This is a genomic window from Methanobacterium bryantii, assembly GCF_002287175.1.
Lineage (GTDB): Archaea > Methanobacteriota > Methanobacteria > Methanobacteriales > Methanobacteriaceae > Methanobacterium_D > Methanobacterium_D bryantii.
Genome location: NZ_LMVM01000033.1, coordinates 186,131 through 204,123, shown reverse-complemented (window position 1 = coordinate 204,123; position 17,993 = coordinate 186,131). Strand labels below are relative to the sequence as shown.

13 protein-coding genes are annotated in these 17,993 nt (G+C 32.4%); 9 read left to right on the top strand and 4 right to left on the bottom strand.

From position 1 onward, the window contains the following. Positions 1–614 precede the first annotated feature (614 nt). Positions 615–3,095: an HD domain-containing protein gene (locus ASJ80_RS11570; RefSeq protein ID WP_069583717.1), complete on the bottom strand. Its 2,481-nt coding sequence runs from the start codon at positions 3,093–3,095 to the stop codon at positions 615–617. Between the two features lie 131 nt (positions 3,096–3,226). Between ASJ80_RS11570 and ASJ80_RS11565 the strand changes: the two genes are divergently transcribed. Further along, positions 3,227–4,336 (top strand): hypothetical protein, encoded by a 1,110-nt coding sequence (locus ASJ80_RS11565; RefSeq protein ID WP_069583716.1) that lies wholly within the window; start codon positions 3,227–3,229, stop codon positions 4,334–4,336. 158 nt (positions 4,337–4,494) lie between these two features. Here ASJ80_RS11565 and ASJ80_RS11560 read toward each other — a convergent pair whose 3' ends face one another. Then, the gene (locus ASJ80_RS11560) at positions 4,495–5,226 is read right to left on the bottom strand and encodes a hypothetical protein (protein ID WP_069583715.1); all 732 of its coding nucleotides are present in this window, start codon (positions 5,224–5,226) and stop codon (positions 4,495–4,497) included. 608 nt (positions 5,227–5,834) lie between these two features. Here ASJ80_RS11560 and ASJ80_RS11555 point away from each other — a divergent pair. The 6 genes from ASJ80_RS11555 (at position 5,835) to cca (ending at position 11,413) form a co-directional block, all read left to right on the top strand. Beyond that, positions 5,835–6,365, top strand: a complete 531-nt coding sequence (locus ASJ80_RS11555; RefSeq protein ID WP_069583714.1) for a methyltransferase domain-containing protein — start codon at positions 5,835–5,837, stop codon at positions 6,363–6,365. Between the two features lie 11 nt (positions 6,366–6,376). Further along, positions 6,377–7,174: a 2-amino-3,7-dideoxy-D-threo-hept-6-ulosonate synthase gene (locus tag ASJ80_RS11550; protein WP_069583713.1), complete on the top strand. Its 798-nt coding sequence runs from the start codon at positions 6,377–6,379 to the stop codon at positions 7,172–7,174. Positions 7,175–7,207: 33 nt separating this feature from the next. Beyond that, complete coding sequence (locus tag ASJ80_RS11545; protein ID WP_069583712.1) at positions 7,208–8,332, top strand: 3-dehydroquinate synthase II; 1,125 nt, start codon at positions 7,208–7,210, stop codon at positions 8,330–8,332. A gap of 138 nt (positions 8,333–8,470) precedes the next feature. Next, positions 8,471–9,412, top strand: a complete 942-nt coding sequence (locus ASJ80_RS11540) for a phosphoenolpyruvate carboxykinase (ATP) (protein ID WP_069583711.1) — start codon at positions 8,471–8,473, stop codon at positions 9,410–9,412. 5 nt (positions 9,413–9,417) lie between these two features. Further along, on the top strand, positions 9,418–9,966 hold the full coding sequence (gene thpR, locus ASJ80_RS11535) for an RNA 2',3'-cyclic phosphodiesterase (protein ID WP_069583710.1): 549 nt from the start codon (positions 9,418–9,420) through the stop codon (positions 9,964–9,966). Between the two features lie 61 nt (positions 9,967–10,027). Further along, positions 10,028–11,413, top strand: a complete 1,386-nt coding sequence (gene cca / locus ASJ80_RS11530; protein ID WP_083240953.1) for a CCA tRNA nucleotidyltransferase — start codon at positions 10,028–10,030, stop codon at positions 11,411–11,413. A gap of 1 nt (position 11,414) precedes the next feature. Here the strand turns inward: cca and priS are convergent, their stop codons facing one another. After that, entirely contained in the window at positions 11,415–12,407 is a 993-nt protein-coding gene (gene priS, locus ASJ80_RS11525) for a DNA primase catalytic subunit PriS (RefSeq protein ID WP_069583709.1), read from the bottom strand. A 90-nt stretch (positions 12,408–12,497) separates the two neighbouring features. Further along, on the bottom strand, positions 12,498–13,790 hold the full coding sequence (locus tag ASJ80_RS11520; RefSeq protein ID WP_245837567.1) for a DNA primase: 1,293 nt from the start codon (positions 13,788–13,790) through the stop codon (positions 12,498–12,500). A gap of 355 nt (positions 13,791–14,145) precedes the next feature. Between ASJ80_RS11520 and metG the strand changes: the two genes are divergently transcribed. Further along, on the top strand, positions 14,146–16,128 hold the full coding sequence (gene metG / locus ASJ80_RS11515; RefSeq protein WP_069583707.1) for a methionine--tRNA ligase: 1,983 nt from the start codon (positions 14,146–14,148) through the stop codon (positions 16,126–16,128). A 240-nt stretch (positions 16,129–16,368) separates the two neighbouring features. Next, positions 16,369–17,940 (top strand): DUF530 domain-containing protein, encoded by a 1,572-nt coding sequence (locus tag ASJ80_RS11510; protein WP_069583706.1) that lies wholly within the window; start codon positions 16,369–16,371, stop codon positions 17,938–17,940. Positions 17,941–17,993: the final 53 nt, after the last annotated feature.

The window sequence follows — 17,993 nt, the reverse complement described above, 5'->3', positions numbered from 1 at the left end:
AAATGTAAAAGGGTGTTACTTAATGAGAAAATATTTAATGATATACAGACTTAGATAAAGAATTCAAAGATACAAAAACTGAAAATAGATCTATAAATAACTTAGAACATGGACTGAATCTTTTCAAAATCAATAATATTGTTAGAAAAGATATCAACGCAAATCACGTAAAAAATAGAAACATAAAGAATAAAAATGCATTATCAGCTTCAAGTTATTATTTTCTAGTTTTAGGTATTATATCATTTACTTCTAATGAACTTTATAGTAACTTCATTGTGCATAGTCTATTATTTCTTTTAGAAACATTGATTCTATATAAATCTTATAAATTATATAATATGCTAATGAATGAGAAAAAACCTTCATTAGAGGTTTCAATTCTTCTTTTTATATGTATAATTTTAGCAACGTTACTGATAGCTGTTATACTCCAAATGCTATTTAAAAATAATTTAGAATTATTTCCTTTATTATTGGTGATAACTGTCTTAATAATAATATTTGGAGTTTTAATCTTCAAGGTATCTATTGTAAAGACAAAACTTGAGTTTAAGACTAAAACACATTAAAAGACGTCTATTTCATTTTGATTAACGTCTAAAGCTTATCATTTAAGAAATTGGGCTTTCTGAAGAATATTTATCAAGAAGTATAGTAACTTTTTCATCTTTAGTACAAATTTTTATAGGTAAAATGTCTTCATCATTATATTCTTCTATATTCAATTCTGTTCCATTTTCGTCAATAAGTTCAATGTCATCCATACGCAATGTAACAGGCCCTAGATTTATTTCTTCCTCGAGTAAAAGTACCTTAAAGTCCAATGATTTAAAGAATATAGGTTCATTTTCAGCTTTGGCTTTAATCATTTTTTTTATTTCTTTTACTGTTGCTGAAGGTTTAATTATTTCATTAGAATTAACTTCAACTTTCCCATCATTAATAATTTTTATAATATTATCAATATCGGCCTTATCGTTCACATTAAGACCTTTTAAAAGTTTAATTTCATGATTTGTACGTTCTTGGACTTTTACTAATTTTTTGAGATATTCATATGATGAATCATTCCTAACATGTATTTCTTTTTGTGTAGGAACTTTTAGTTCATTGAATATTTGATTATTTTCAGATTTTATTAAGGTAATCGTCCTTTCTTGGTTTAAAGCTCTTAAAAATTCTTCCCATTTTAAAAGTTGTTTTACATTGGTGTTAGGATCAATTTCGAAATGAACACTTTGAGTTTTATCTTTTTCATCATAACTAAACTCAAATTTAAATGGCAAATTCCTTGATTCTGTAGAATATTTTATTATTTCATTTATTTTCCAAAATCTAAATTCAAGATTTTCGAGCTTAAAATCCGTATTTTTTACTTTTAGTATGTAAGGGATTGGTGTTCCTGGAGATATTTCTATAGCTGTAACTTTATCCATATGAACTGGCTCATTTTCCTCTTTAAGTATAAAATCTGATATCCGACTTCCAGTTACAACTATTCGAGTTCCAGTTTTCATTGCTGCACTTAACATTGCCAGAAAAGTTGGTTCTTCAGATAATTCTGGAAAATTAAATTTAATGTTAAATGAATATTTTCTTTCTTCGTTGTCATTCTTTTCATTTATTAACTCATTAAAAAGTTCAGAATCATCTTTTTTAGAATTTTTTTGTACTTCCTCATAGAGATTTGATAATTCTGGAATTCTTTGACCGCTATTTTTTGTTAAAGATTCTACAATTTCCTTAATTTCTAAATTATTTGTAATTGGATATTTAAATATATCATAAGAAAGTCCCAATAGCAAAATTTGATCTAAAATAACATCACCTTGAACCAGACTTAAATCTAAATAGGGGTTATTAAGTAGTTTTTTACCTTTTAGAGATAAATATATGGCAGTTGGAGAGTTTTTAAGTATTTCTACGCGTTCTCTTAATTCATTACCTATGTAAATTATATTATAATTATATTGGAGATGTGCAATAAGATTAGTTTCTACCATTTTTTGGGAATAGTTTGATTTAACAAACTTCCAATTACGTTTATCTCCTGTAAAACGTTTAATTAGCTCTTCAAAATTACTAATATCTTCAGTTAAATTGTATAAACCAGATTCATCTATTTGAATAGTTCTATTGGCTTTGAGTTCATCTAAATTCCTTTTTACTTCCCATTGAGATTCTTCAATCTCTAAAATAATTTTATCAAGTTTTCTTTTTTTTCCATCCAATAATTTTGAAATTATATTTTTTTTAATTAGTTCGTCCCTGTCAAGCTCTAAAACTACAGAATCTAATCGAAGTTTATTTTCTTCAAATATTCTTTTTACTGTATTAAGCTCTTTTTCAATATCATTCTTTAATCCGCCCAATATATCTTCATCATTTTCTGATTTTACTGTAGCATGTATCCTTATTTTGTTATCTTCATTTTCATTAAATAGTATGCCTTTAATCAACCTGTGTTTTTTGAAATGTTGTTCAAATTCCCAAGAGGTTGAATTAATTGTTTTAAAAAATAATTCTGAAACTCTATCATCTGTTACATGGCATTCGTCAGCTACTCTTAATAATGCTCCAAGAAATTTCAAGTGAATTCGATCATTATTATGTATAGGTTCTCTTAATTCATTTTGAATATCTATTTTTCTATGTGCTCTTGAGATATCAGCTATTGCTGCTGCTTCTTCTTCTTTTAAATTTAGATCAGATGCATTTTTTTTAATATAGTTGCTGCTTCTTATGTGATGTTGATCTCTTATTTTATCTCGTAATTTTCCTCTTCCGTCTTCATCTAGACTATTAAACTTTTTCTCTTCTTCTTCACCAATTAATTTCATTCCAACATCATGAAATAAAGTTGCAACAAGCAAATAGAAAATTTCCGCAGGTTTTAAATTTTCCTTTATGGAATTCGGGATCATCTCATTGAGTAGTTGTTCAATACCCTTTGTATGTGCAATATCATGATTAGTGTATTTTGGGAAAACTAATCTAACATCAGGTAAAATACCTTCAGCTTCTTTTTCGATAAATTTTATGCGATTATAATAATCTGAAGATTCTTCTTTTAAAATATTGCGCAGTTCCATATTCTCACTTTTTAAAATTATGTAAATTAGTAGATGTAATAAAATATATAAACATTTTTAACTAATTATTCATTATAATTTAATCTATTAATAAGATATAGATAAATTTGTAATATTTAAAAAGTGATAAGATGACAAAAAAAGAAATGAATAGGCATTTGCTTAAAAAACATAATTTATGGGATGTATATTATGTATTGTTACATTGTCACATTCTTAAACCAATTTATATTGATAAAAATACTTTATTAGTTCCTTTTGAAGAAATGGCTTATAATGATTTTTTGGAAATTGTAGAGAAATTAACAGAATCTTCTAACAGTTCTAGTTCTAACTCAGAAAAATGTTGGAAACGTATTAAAGAAAAAATAAACACGTCACATAAAGAAAAAAACCCAGTAGCATTACTTATTTTCAAAAATATCGAAGCTGAGAATACAAAAGAAGCTCATGAAAAAACAAGGGGTCTTGCTCAAGACATTATTGTAACTGTAGGAGTTTTAACTAATTCTTCTATTGAACTTAAGGGATGGATATTTGAAAATAATAAAGGAATAATTCCAGATATACATTTCCCATATTATAAACCTGTTTATATAGATTCTAATGCCTTAGAAGAAATTTCTAAAAAAATTGTAAATAAAATGAACGATAATCATTTGGTTAAATTAGCATTAAGATATGAAAATGAGGCCCTAGCTGAAACTGAAGCAGATTTTAGCCTTCTTAAAAGGTGGACTGCTTTAGAATTTATTGGGGAAGAATATTCAAGGTTTTTAGATAAAGAAAAATTGTTATCTAAGGCACAAATTAAAACAATTACAAAACTTATAATTAAAAATGTTATTACAGAAGAAAATGAGGAAATTAAGAATAAAATTCAAAATAGTTTAGGTCATATAAACCATCGAAATGCTAAAGACAAAATTCGTGATCTATTAAATTGGTTAGATTATTCTCTTGAAAATTTTGATAATAAAAAAGATATTTTGGACGTTATATATCAAAATAGAAACTGTATAACTCATAATGGGGGATGTTACAAATATAAAGAAGCTAAAGAAGAATGTGAAGGTCCTGCATATTGTAGAAATTCTAATTTGGATTTAAAAGATTTAAATAAAGAATTAAGCTGTATATTAGTACATTTCATTGGAAAATTAGTTGGTTTTTCATTGGAATATAATCCGATTCCTGAAGATCTAAGTGAATTAAAAAAAATCAATGAAAAATTATATTAAATCATTCGTTAAATGAAAAGAATAGCTCTTTTATCTTTTACTTGATAATTTTGATTGGCATCAATCTAATAACATAAAATTTACCTTTATTACAATAAAACCTTATTTTTTCAATTACACTCATTAAACGAATTATTCTTCCTTATTTAAAATTCAATCTAATTTTTATTATCTTTTTCTTCTTTTTTAACGGATATTTCTATTCTGAAAATATGTCGAACTTTAACTAAATCATCTGTCCCTCGAACTATATTTAATACCGATTCATCTGTATCTCCCCACCAATTTCCAATGAAATCATACAAGAAGAAATTAGAGAATTTGCGGGAAAATGACTTTATGTTCTTGGGAGAAATTGATTTTTTTCCTGTTTTATTCAATATATTTTTAACATAAGATGCAGGAATTACTCTAATTTTAACATCAGTCTTATTAAGTCCATACAAAAAATAAACTGAAAAAGGTGATCTACACATTAAAACACTAAGTTGAGGACGATTAATTTCCCATAATTGTTCACTATCATCAGATTTAAATCGAGGGTTTTTGGCTTGAACCAAGAGCCCACGTTCACTATAAAGATGATCATCAATATTTATTATAAGATGGAATCCAAAATCTGCACCATAATCTTTCTCTAATCCTTTAGATGCTATATCTTCATAGTCTAAATTAACTATGGCATTACCTTTAAATTCTTTCGCAGCCCATTCTTCGATTTCTCTTTTTAATGGTTCTAATTGATACTTTAATATAATTATAAAGCTACCTGTTAAAGGTACTTCATGAGACCCATAGTCCTCTAAAAAGCGTGAAGTATCATCTTCTACATTCACTAAAGCATTGAGGATATTTCTTTCTATTTTTGAATCATTTATCCATATACTCATAGTTTGAGTTATTATAATTATCCTATTTAGGTTTTTTCTTTTTATTATGGCTGAATATAAAGGATTAGGTTCATATTTCCCAAGAGTTTTAATGTAATTTAAATGTCATTTAAATTATAATTTTTTAGCAAAAAAATAGGTATTAAATGCTAACTTGATCATTTCAAAAGTATTATATTGACTTAATATACAATTAATGATTATAAACTCCTTTAAGTTATAAAAAATAGAATGTTAAAATTATTAGATTAATTAAAAAAATTTGATTAATTAAGATTAGATAATGAAAATCTAATAAAATTTTAACAAAAAATTAATTCTTTTTTTAATGGATTATCTTTACTAAACCAAACAATTACATTAAGAAATTAAATATATCTAAGATAAAACATAATAACTTAGTTTAAATGAATTAATTAATAGTTTGTAGTGAAACTATGCCCGGATAAAGCATAACATGGATAATTTGAAGGTATTAATTAACATTAAAGAGTAATCAGTAAATTTACAGAATTAATTAATAGTTTATAGTGCATTATACATAGATAAAACATAACATGGACTGTTAAAAGATATTAATAAACAGTAAAGAGTAATCAGTGAATTTTATGATAAAAGTAGTGTATGATATTAAAGTTTATAGGGAAGCTTTGAAAGATATTATAAAAGCAGACGATGTTGTGGTGGAACTCGGGTGCCATGTTGGAAATTCCACCAAAATTCTCTCTGAACTCGCGCCAGAAGGCAAGATTTTTGCCCTGGACAACAGTCCTGAATCTGTAGAAAGCATGGGAAAGCTGTGCAACGAGTATAAAAACGTAGAGTTTAAAAAAGCTGATGTGAGGCTTCACGAAACACTTGAATATGTTATAAAAAAGATCAAAACGTGTGATGTGCTGTCTGTAGACCTTGGAGGGGGTTACCACCCTGACACAACTTTCAAGGTCTTTTTCATATGGTCATCAAGTTTAAAACCTCGAGATACCATAATAAGAAATAGAGGTCTTCTTGACTTCATACATTCATCAAAAACAGAAGAAATGATAAAATCTGAACATGGTTGGTTGGAATCATCCGGTAAAGATGGTGTCCCGCCAAGGTTAAAAGAATTTACACTCTGGTCATCTAAAATTAAGTAGGAGGACATCTAATGATTGGTAAAAAGATTAGAATTGAGAGAATAATAAACAGAAAGACAGGAAGAACGGTAATAGTGCCCATGGACCACGGTGTTTCCATAGGGCCGGTGGCAGGTATCGGCAACATGTGTGAAACCATTGACGAAGTTGCAAGCGGGGGAGCAAATGCTGTTTTAATGCATAAAGGAATGGTTGGAACTGGTCACAGGGGATACGGACGTGATATTGGTCTTATAATCCATTTATCAGCCAGTACTTCATTAAGCCCTGACCCAGATCATAAAGTACTGGTCACAACAGTTGAAAAAGCCTTAAAAATAGGTGCTGATGCTGTATCTGTCCATGTAAATGTGGGATCTGATATGGAACCAGAAATGCTCGAAACACTTGGAATAACCTCTGAAATTTGTGATGAATGGGGAATGCCTCTTATTGCTATGATGTACCCAAGGGGAGAAAAAATCGACAGCGAACACGATGTCGATGTTGTAAAACTTGCAGCAAGAGCTGGAGCAGAACTTGGAGCAGATATAATAAAAACAAATTATACTGGAAACCCAGATACCTTCAGGGAAGTTGTCGGCGGATGTCCTGTCCCTGTGGTAATAGCTGGAGGACCTAAAGTTGAAACAAACGAACAGCTCCTTCAAATGGTGAAAGATTCTGTAAATGTAGGTGGAGCAGGTGTTGCAATTGGAAGAAATGTGTTCCAGGCAGAATCACCTAGAAAAACTACAAGGGCTATTGCAGAAATTGTTCACAACAACATGGAAGTTGAAGAGGCCCTGAAAATAATTGAAGGTAAATAGAAATTAAATTTTAAGATTACGGATGGTTTATTTATGAAATTTGCATGGATCATGGCAGAATACCCCAGCTGGGACGAAAAGAAAGGTATCATTACCACAGCACTGGAGTCCGGGATAAACCACGTTGTTGACTTTGATGACGTTGAAAGCATAAAGAAATTGGGAAACATCAAGATAGTTTCAGACAACAAAGAAGCTGATATAGTCCTGGTAGGTAGAAAAGGTGAAGGGGACGGCACTATCCCACTTCCAGATAGTTTATCTGAATCAAAAGATTTGGCAGCTATAGGTGAATTGAAAAGTAAAGGGAAAACAGTTGCAGCATATATTGAAATTACAAGCAAAAGACTTGAAGAACTCGCATCTGAAGCTGGAAGAACTGCAGATTATGTGATCCTTGTAGGAAAAGATTGGAAAATCATTCCTTTAGAAAACATTATAGCAGACTTGCAAAGGGAAAATGTTAAAATAATTGCAGCTGTACCTGATTATGAGGAAGCAAGACTTGCTCTTGAAACATTAGAGCATGGTACAGATGGAGTACTGCTCTATACTTCAGATATATCTCAAATTAAAAAAGTTGCATCGTTAATTGAAAGGATTGAATCTGAACATTACAACCTCGTGCCCGCTACAGTGACCCTTGTAAAACCTGTAGGTTCTGGGGATAGGGTCTGTGTTGATACCAGTTCCATGATGTCAATTGGGGAAGGAATGCTCATTGGATCTTATTCCAGGGGATTGTTCCTTGTGCACAGTGAATCAATGGAAAGTGAATATGTAGCTTCACGTCCGTTTAGGGTAAATGCAGGTCCAGTACACGCATACGTGATGACTCCCAACAATAGAACCAGATACCTTTCAGAAATTGAAACTGGAGATGAAGTTTTAACTGTAGATAAAGAAGGTAACACTAAAACTGCTGTTGTTGGTAGGGTTAAAATTGAAAAACGGCCTTTAATGCTTATTGAAGCAGAATATGAAGATGTTAAAATAAGGACACTGCTTCAAAATGCTGAAACCATAAGGCTTGTAAACGAAGAAGGAGAACCAGTATCAGTTGCAGATATTAAATCAGGCGATAAAGTTATGGTTTATTTAGATAAAGGCGCAAGACACTTTGGAATGTCCATTGAAGAGACCATAATTGAAAAATAGACAGCGCTTAGATAATAGGGGATAAAACTCAAGATTATCCCTTTCTAAGCTTAAATAGACATCGAATTCCTTTTTTTAAAATCCATTAAATTTTTGCATAGTTAAATGAAAAAAATTTATGATTAGGGGAGGAATAAAATGTCGGATTATGAAGTTGAATTAATTACTCCTGAGGCAAAAGATAGGCTGGCTGATGAACTGGCCAGTGAAATAAGGTTTGAAAGAAAAGCAAATATTCATGGAGCATGCGTAAAGCTTTTGACTGATAATGAAAGCTTTAAAGATGAATGGGAAGACAATTTCAGGTTTATGAATGAAGATGTGCGGCCCCATGCAAAGATATTTTCCATAGAAGATGGTGGAGATCTGCAGGTAATGTACGATCCAACTGCCAAAGTAGCCATAGTGAGAAACTGTGATTACTACGGCTGGATTAAAAGTATAGCACTTGCCGTAATATCAGATTTTTTTGAAGATTATCATTCAATACACAGAAGATATTCTGTTCATGGTTCTGCTGTGGACTATATGGGACATGCTATTGCAATAATTGGACCTCCCGGAACTGGAAAAACAACTTTGACCTATGGACTGCTGCAGAATGAAAACTGCAACTACATTTCAGATGACTGGTTCTTCACCCGTTTGTTCAGCAATGCTGCAGTGATTTATTCTTCAGAAAAAAATTCCTATATCCGTGATGATCTGGCAGATGTCTGGAAAACTTTTGCAGAGGAAGTTAAAAGGGTTAAACTTGATGTAAAATGTAGAGGAATCGCGGATGTGAGTACATTATTCGATGGGCGTATTCGAGAAACTTCAACACTTAAAACGATGGTACTCCTGGAGAGGGATGAGAAAAATCAACCATTCAGGCAGTTAAATCCTGATGAAGCATTGGATTACATGATAAATCAGGATTTTTGTAACCCTCACCAGATGATAAGAGATGCGAGGAAATTTAATTTAAGGGTGAACTTTTTTAAGGAATTATTTACACAAAATGATGTATACATGCTGAACACAGTAGAAACTCCTCAAGAGAGTCTTGACAGGATAGTTGCTCTTGCGGAAAGGTGATTTTTATGAGGGCATTTTTAGCTGCAGAAATTGATGAAGAACTTAAAGATAAAATAGCTGAAGTACAAAAACAATTAAAGGAAGCTGATGCGCCAGTAAAGTTTGTAGAACCTCATAATCTGCATTTTACCTTCAAATTTTTTGGTGAAATAGATGATGAGAAGTCTGAAGAGATTGTAAGTGCAGTGGAAGCTAAAGTGCAGAGTTATTCTCCATTTGAAATTTCTATTAATGGTGTTGGTTTATTTCCAAATCCAAGATATATAAGGGTAGTTTGGCTTGGGGTGGAAGATGCAGGTCCTTTTTCAAGGCTACAGATGGCAATGGATGAAGATTTCCAGAAAATGGGATTTAAAAAAGAGAGAAGCTACGTACCTCACCTTACAATGGGACGGGTTAGAGGCGCTAAAAATAAAGACGCCCTTTTATCTAAGATTGATGAGCTGAAAGATATAGAAATTGGAAAAATGAAAATTGAAAAACTCCTACTTAAAGAAAGCGTGCTCAAGCGTGATGGACCAGTATATACCACTGTAAACGAATTTGTTCTTTAAATTAAAAGATCAATTCAGAAGTCCTTTTTATTTTAATTATTTAATTAACCTGGTGAATATCTTGGAAAATATCGATTTTAACAACATACTGAAGGTAATAAAACCTACACAAGAAGAAAATGAAAAAGTAAAGCTGTTATCAGATAAACTGATTGATATTATAAACAAAATTGCAAGAGAAAATAACATTAATGCAGAAGCAACACTTGTAGGTTCGGTAGCAAAAGGTACATGGCTTTCTGGAAAAGCTGATGTTGATATTTTCATGAAATTCCCTTTAAGTACTTCAGAAGATGATTTAAAAAAATATGGATTGAAATTAGGAGATAAATGTATCAAGGAGATGCATGGTGACCATGAATTAAGATATGCTTCTCATCCATATATTACTGGATTTATTGAAGGGTTTGAAATAGATTTTGTGCCTTGTTACATTATTAAAAATGCTGAAGAGCTTAAATCAGCAGTGGACAGGACTATACTGCACACAGAATACGTGCTTGCAAATTTGGGAGAAAAACAGAAAGGTGAAGTCCTCCTTCTTAAAAAATTCATGGGGTCCATCCATACATACGGCGCAGAATTCAAAGTCGGCGGATTTTCAGGATACCTGTGTGAACTACTTATTATCCATTATGGATCGTTTTTAAATGTCTTAAATGCTGCAAGCAGTGAATGGAGACCTAATTATAAAATAGATATTGAAGATTATGGAACTGGTGAGCTTTTCAGCGAACCACTTGTAGTTATTGACCCGACTGATAAAAACAGGAATGTTGCGGCAGCTTTAAAGCTTCAAAAGATGTCTGAATTTATTGTTGCATCACGAAATTTCTTGAGTAATCCAAAAGAAGAATATTTCTTTGATAAAGAGATAGATCTAAGTAAAAGTGAAATAAAAACTGAATTTGAAAGCAGGGAAACTAAAACATTTTTAATCAGGTTTAAGCCGCCTGAAATCCCTGCTGATGCCCTTTATCCTCAAATTAAAAAGACTGAAAATTCCTTAAATGGAGTTTTAGAAAGGGAAGATTTCAAAGTATTTAATGCAGATTCATGGACCGATGAATCTCAAAACGTTATAATACTCATTGAAATGGAAATATGGAAACTTCCGAGGATTAAAAAACATTTAGGTCCTTTCGTATGGTCAAAGGGTCACCAAGTTAAGTTTATGGAAAAGTATGGAAACAAGGCATATGTGGAAGAAAATCGGTGGGTTGCAGAGGTTGAAAGGAAATATAAAGAGGTTAAACCATTCCTTGATAATATTTTAGTTGAAAACAAGATAGGATTTCTTAAATTTGGGAAACATATCAAAGCTGAAATTTTAAAGAAATATGAACTAGTGGATATTTTGGAATTTATGGGGTCTGACAAGTGCAGTGAAGATATGCTGCTGTTCTTTTATGAGTATTTAAATAAAAATGTGTACTTGTGGAGATAGTTCAATCCTTTCTTTCCCACACAAATTTAGGAACGGCGTCCTTAAACGGGTCAAAAGTATCAATATTTTTAACTTCGGTACATCTCATACTAACCTTAGAATGCAAAGATGAAGGGAGTCTAAGGATCCTTTTGAGGTCAATTGAAACTTTTCCATCGACTAAACTCATGTTCAATGATGCTATACTATTTATAAGTTTATTATAATTTCTAGCACCTGTTTTTGGGTGATTAGGGTCTAGTTTATTTAAAAAATCACCCCATTGATTTTCTTCTATAAATTTTCTATTTTCAAGGGTTTTATTGAGCAGGTTTTTGCTGATGCCCTCAATTTTAGAGTCTTTAGTTAAATGAAGTATTGAATATTTGATCCTGTCTGTAAATACCTTTGGATATCCAAAAGGAATAGAATAAGGCCTGAGGGTATAAATTTGGCCTCTATTTTCGTACTTATCATTAGGAACATCTGCCCCCACAACGTATTTTAAAACTTGAGACCTCACATCACTGTCCATTTCCATAACAGACTCGTCGAGAACACGTATGTGGTACCCTCTACCAGAATAGCTCAGGTGAATATTTTTTAAACCTAAATCGCTTTTTAAAGTGTCTATAATGTTTCCTACAATTTCTTTAGCTTCATTTAAACATATTTCACAAACATTATCACAGTTGCATGTCCTGATGGGGATGTCTTTAGCGTCGACGTCAAAAACAAGTTCAGCATGCATCCATCCCTCTCTTTTCCGTGGTTTTTCATAAAATGCAACTGAACAGTAGGCTGCAAAGGGAGTTTTAGATCTCATAAATCGTTTAAGATATTCAGGGGAATTAAAAGTTTTGTACCTGTCGTTGGGACCTCTTCCAAAGTGGTCAAACCCAAATTCACGATTTTCAAGCTGGCCCAATATGAAATTAGGGACCTGATTAACATCCCATTCTTCTCTGTAATAGATCTTGCGCTCTTCGGGAGTGGCCTGTTTAAAAAATTCCATGAGTTTACCCTTTTTTAATTATTTAATTCAGCTATGTTTTTATCATTTTGTTAGATTTATCGTGGCCTGCTCAAATTAGTATATTCAATTTCATTTCTCCCTCATTTTTCTGTTGTAATAAGAGAGGGGGTTGGTTATGCCTTTACATGTCTTATCTGGTCTGCACAAGTTAGGCATGTTCAATTTAACCTTTTCACAGCTCATTGGAGTGTACCACGTTGTTTCTCCTTCATGCTGGAGGTTCAGGTTATCATTCATTCCAAAGCCAAGTTTTGCATTGATGTTGATCTTTTCTTGAGGCTGGTCATCGAAAAGGGGAGGGCTGCACCTGTCTGCAGCGTCGTAGATCATTGGCAGGATTTCATTTTGTGTGATTTTGAGGTCTGCATCAACATCAGATACCTTTAAAGTTGTGTTCCTGCTGAAAACTGAAGGATATAATCGGGCATAAGATAAAAAAGGCGTTAAAAACAGGACAATGACTTCATTTCTCCCACCTGACTTGATCCCATCTAAAGATTTTCTAATACACGGCGGGAACTTTTCAATATTTAACGGCGAAGCTTTAACTTCTCCCCCGCTATCTCCACCTCCATAATATCTTATTTCTTTTGATAAGGCATCAGCTACTTCTTCTGCAATCTTTAAAAGTGTAGCATTGGGTTCTACTTCACGCCCTGCAATTTCATGCACGTTTTTTATGTAGTTTTCAGTGTTCTGCATGATCATCTTGATCATGATGAGTTCCTTAATCCTGTTTCCAATGAACACGTTGTACATTCTTTCGGGCTGTTGGAGTTTTACAACATCCTTAAAGTATTCCATGAAATCTTCCCGGTCCAGTATAACGTTTCCATCTTTTAAAACTAAATCTTGAAGGTTAATTTTCTTTGAACTTAAAAGATCAGCAAGTGATGTCCATTTAATTCTATCTTGAACAATGAGGATGTTCATTATTTTATCTACAATTTCTAACCGGTCCCTTTCATAAAGTTCTTCAAGCCTGTTTTCAATGATCTGTCCCTGCAGTTCTGATACTGCGCGACTTTCTCTGGAATTAGGGCCATATTTAATCCCAATGGCCTGACAAAGGATATAAAATGCAATTACGTCGAATTTTGCTATTTCTGGATAAAATAAGAAAGCATATTTTTTGTGATTATATTTGGGATCGCTTTTTTTGTCAACGTACCATTCTACTCTTTTAATCACCAGATCAACATAGCTTTTGGGTATATAAGCATCATCTGATATTTCTTGAGCTGTAATTGAATTAACTGCATCTATAATATCATCATTTTCGTCAAATATCCTGTCTAAATCCCCTCCGTCTTCCCTGACTATTTGTTTTCCTTCATCAGATAAAGGATTTATAAAGGACATTGGTATCATACGATTAATGCTTTCTGATTCTCTTCATTATAAATAGTTACTGTATAGCTACCTCTATGTAGTATAAATTTCACAAAAGGAGTACCATCATATAAGAATACATAAATATGACACGTGATGTAAATAAATATTTTAAAGGGTTCCACTTAAAAAAAGATAGGTGACTTTTATATTTTAAATTAATAGGAAAATAGAAAAATAATATATATTTAAATTTAGAAATTTTATATAAAACATATTGATTATTATTTCAGCTTTTAAGGGCTTTTATATCTTATTATAATTTAAATCATGAATTTCAAGGTCTAAAGGCTTTGTTGTTCATTTTAATAAAGGAGGAACAAATTTGAGTAAAGTATTTATTACCAGCGCGCTGCCCTATGCAAATGGGCCCTGCCATTTAGGACATTTGAGATCGACATATATTCCAGCAGATATCTACGCACGTTATAATCGGATGAATGATGTTGATGTCCTGTTTGTTTGTGCAAGCGACGAACATGGAACGCCTATTGCAGTTAGGGCAGAGCAAATAGGAAAATCTCCTAAAGAAATTGCAGATAAGTTTCATAAAATGATAAAGCGTGACCTTGAGCTATGCAATATTTCTTTTGATAACTTTTCAAGGACCACTGATCCCCTTCATTACGAAATTTCACAGAATTTTTTCTTAAAACTTTACGAAAAGGGTTATATTTATGAACAGGTCATTAAACAGCCTTACTGTAACACATGTAAAAGGTTTTTACCTGACAGGTATGTAGAGGGAATTTGTCCCCACTGTAAAGGGGAAGGGGCAAGGGGAGACCACTGTGAAACATGTGGGAGGCATTTGGACCCAATTCAGCTTGAAGAACCAACATGCCTTATATGTAGTTCTACTCCTGAAATTAAGGAGTCAAAACAGTACTTCTTTAAATTAAGTCACTTCCAGGATGATTTAGGGGAATGGATAGAAGGAAATGATGAATTACCTCCAAATGTTAAAAATTATGCCATTCAGTGGATAAAAGAAGGTTTAAAAGATTGGATACTTACAAGAGATATGGAATGGGGAATTCCCGTCCCACTTGAAGATGCTGAAGGCAAAATAATTTATGTGTGGGGTGAAGCTTTCCTTGGATACATATCGTCTGCTGCACAGTGGAGCCGGAGAGAAAATAAACCATGGGAAGATTACTGGAACGATAAAGCAATTCACTTTATAGGAAAAGATATCATATACCATCACTCTATATTCTGGCCTGCATTACTTATGGGCTATGGATGTAAACTACCGGATAATGTTGTTGCAGGGGCATATCTTTCACTTGAAGGCCGAAAGATGTCAACAAGCAAAAACTGGGTTATATGGGCATCGCAGTTCCTTGAAAAATTTGATTCAGATATTGTAAGATATTACTTAACTGTAAATGCGCCCCTTGGCCGCGATACTGATTTTTCATGGGATGACTTCCAGCGCCGTGTAAACGATGAACTTGCAGACGTGCTTGGAAATTTCATGCACCGAACTTTCACATTTACAAACAGGTTCTTTGACGGGAGTATACCGGAGCCGTCGGAATTTGACGAGTACGATGAAGAATTTAAAAACAGGATATTGAGCATTCCCGATATAGTCTCAGAAAATATTGAGCATTTTAAATTCAGAGAAGGTCTTATTGAAATAATTAGACTTGCAAAGTTCGGTAACAAATATTTCAATGACAAGGAACCGTGGAAAGCTGTAAAAGAAAATCCTGAAGGGGCAGCAAATTGTATTTACCTGTGTAACCAGCTTGCAAAAGTTCTTTCTGTTATTTTAGCTCCTTATATACCAGTCAGAGCTTCTAAAATAATGGAAATTATGAATTTAGATGTAGAAGAAACAACCAGCTGGAAAACTGCAGGTGAATTTGTTCCAGCAGGCCATAAAATTGGTAAACCAAAACCATTATTTTCTAAAATTGATGATAACATAATTAAAAAAGAAAAAGAAACACTTTATGATAATTTAGAGGAAACTGAAACTATGAAAGATATTATAAGTATAGATGATTTTGCAAAAATGGATTTAAGAATTTCTGAAATAATTGGAGCAGAACGTGTTGAAGGCTCTGAAAACTTATTAAAATTAATAGTCGACACTGGTGAGAAAAAAATACAGGTTGTCGCAGGTCTTGCTAAAAAATACGCTCCAGAAGAGATAAAAGGCCAGAAAGTTGTTGTGTTGGTTAATTTAAAACCAGCGAAATTATTCGGAATAAAATCTGAAGGTATGATACTTGCAACTTCTGATAGTTTAAGCGTTTTAAGTGCAGATGCCCACGTTGGTGAGAAAATAAAATAAACCTTACAAAATTTACAATTTTGTATGTTCCAAAATCACGATTTTGGACAGCTTGCAAAATTTACAATTTTGTACGCCTGAAATCAAAGATTTCGAGAGCTTGCAAAATTCTACGAATTTTGTACGCCAGAAATCAAAGATTTCGAGAGCTTGCAAAATTCTACGAATTTTGTATGCTCAGGCCCTCGAAAAAACGACTTTCGAGTGCTATTTTTTATAAAAGTATAGTTTGGGAACGAAATGAATGAATCTGTTTTAATTGCACGGGCTGAGAAATTTCTTGATAAAATAAAACGTCAAAGGATACAAGTAGAAGAACTTAGGGATTTCGAAAGCTTTATTACAGTTTATCATTACTTAAAGGAAAATTTAGACGAGCTGTATGAACTTAGAGATACCATGGAGATCAAGGGTTATAAAGCCCCCTACAGGTCTTTAATTAGATCTTCTCGTTCCTCAATTACTGAATTAAAAGCTGAAGAAATACATGATGTTTCAAGGCAGACTCAATACTTCAGAATGAAAGCTGCTGCCAAGAAAAATATATTAGATAGAGTTAAATCGTCTATTGCGTCTCATAAAATTGTAATCGGGCATCTTGAAGAACTTGCAACTATAACATGCAGTGCATGTAAAAAGAAGTTTAAACGGCATGAAATTGAATTTGTGGAATCTGGAACATGCAGCTGTGGAGCTAAAGATCTGATATTAGAAAAAAATGACCAGGGTGTTTACAGGTTAGGTACACTTAAGTATTTGCCTTTATCAGGGGAATATATGGTGAGGATGTCTGATTTATCACCTATGGGAAGGGAAGCATTTCGCAGCATCGTTAGAGTCCTGAAACATGAAAAAAGAGGGATAGTTAAAACTGTTTCTTTGGTGGTTAAAGTACTGGAAGACGGCAGGTGGATTAGAAAAAGAGTCAATATGGATATGGACGATGAAATGAACTATGAAAGGGAAATTCGAAAGAAATACGGCCGTAATGCACGTATCGAATTTCTGCAATTTCACAGAAAAAAACCAGCTATTATAAATGATAAACAGGTTCAAACCGCTCTTTCAATTGCATATGTAAAATTTGCAAAGGAAATAGTGGATGAAATTATGGATAATGTTATGGATAAATTTTTAAAAAATAGAAATAATGTTGAAATTTATGATAATGCTCTTAAAGCGGCATCAGATGTTGCAGGTTCAATAACCTCAGATATTGAAGATGAAGAAGATATAAAGAATGAAAAATTAAATGAAATTCTTAAAGAAAACAACCTCATGGATGATAACGATATTATAAATAGACAGCTTGAGCGTGATCTTCAAACAAGAAACAAAATTAAAAGAAAGCTTTTTGTTGAAGTACCAAGAGTTTTTATTTTATGGGATATTGTTAGATATTATTTAACCACTTCTTACGATAGAAGGAATAAATACTCGGGACCATTCCCAAACCTTCGCCCAAATCTGGATACTAACCAGTTGAAAGCATTTGTAGATTTTGATAAGCAGGTAGTGGGGATTTTGAAGGAATATACCGATGAAAAAATTGAGTATATGGAAGACATGAAAGAAGTAATAGCAAAAAAATTTGAGATCGAAAATAAAATAAAGGGTCTCCATGTTAAGTCAAATCCGCCTGCAGTTGGGGCTGCAATTCTAAATATTACAGGAAAATTATCTATTGAAGTTGCATCTGATATTTTTTCAGTTGATCCGGAGAATGTAAAAGCAGAAAAAGAAAAAATTGAGACATTTGGAAAGCCTACATCTAAACGTGCTCAAAAGTTCCTGGAAATGATTAAAAAGTGACTGTGGAAAATTTATGAATTTTTAATCAGTAAATTTTAACTTAAGTATTTAGA

Excerpts from the sequence above, each read along its gene's own strand:
- ASJ80_RS11570 (WP_069583717.1), bottom strand. The coding sequence starts at position 3,095 with ATGGAACTGCGCAATATTTTAAAAGAAGAATCTTCAGATTATTATAAT.
- ASJ80_RS11565 (WP_069583716.1), top strand. The coding sequence starts at position 3,227 with ATGACAAAAAAAGAAATGAATAGGCATTTGCTTAAAAAACATAATTTA.
- ASJ80_RS11560 (WP_069583715.1), bottom strand. The coding sequence starts at position 5,226 with ATGAGTATATGGATAAATGATTCAAAAATAGAAAGAAATATCCTCAAT.
- ASJ80_RS11555 (WP_069583714.1), top strand. The coding sequence starts at position 5,835 with ATGATAAAAGTAGTGTATGATATTAAAGTTTATAGGGAAGCTTTGAAA.
- ASJ80_RS11550 (WP_069583713.1), top strand. The coding sequence starts at position 6,377 with ATGATTGGTAAAAAGATTAGAATTGAGAGAATAATAAACAGAAAGACA.
- ASJ80_RS11545 (WP_069583712.1), top strand. The coding sequence starts at position 7,208 with ATGAAATTTGCATGGATCATGGCAGAATACCCCAGCTGGGACGAAAAG.
- ASJ80_RS11540 (WP_069583711.1), top strand. The coding sequence starts at position 8,471 with ATGTCGGATTATGAAGTTGAATTAATTACTCCTGAGGCAAAAGATAGG.
- thpR (WP_069583710.1), top strand. The coding sequence starts at position 9,418 with ATGAGGGCATTTTTAGCTGCAGAAATTGATGAAGAACTTAAAGATAAA.
- priS (WP_069583709.1), bottom strand. The coding sequence starts at position 12,407 with ATGGAATTTTTTAAACAGGCCACTCCCGAAGAGCGCAAGATCTATTAC.
- ASJ80_RS11520 (WP_245837567.1), bottom strand. The coding sequence starts at position 13,790 with ATGTCCTTTATAAATCCTTTATCTGATGAAGGAAAACAAATAGTCAGG.
- ASJ80_RS11510 (WP_069583706.1), top strand. The coding sequence starts at position 16,369 with ATGAATGAATCTGTTTTAATTGCACGGGCTGAGAAATTTCTTGATAAA.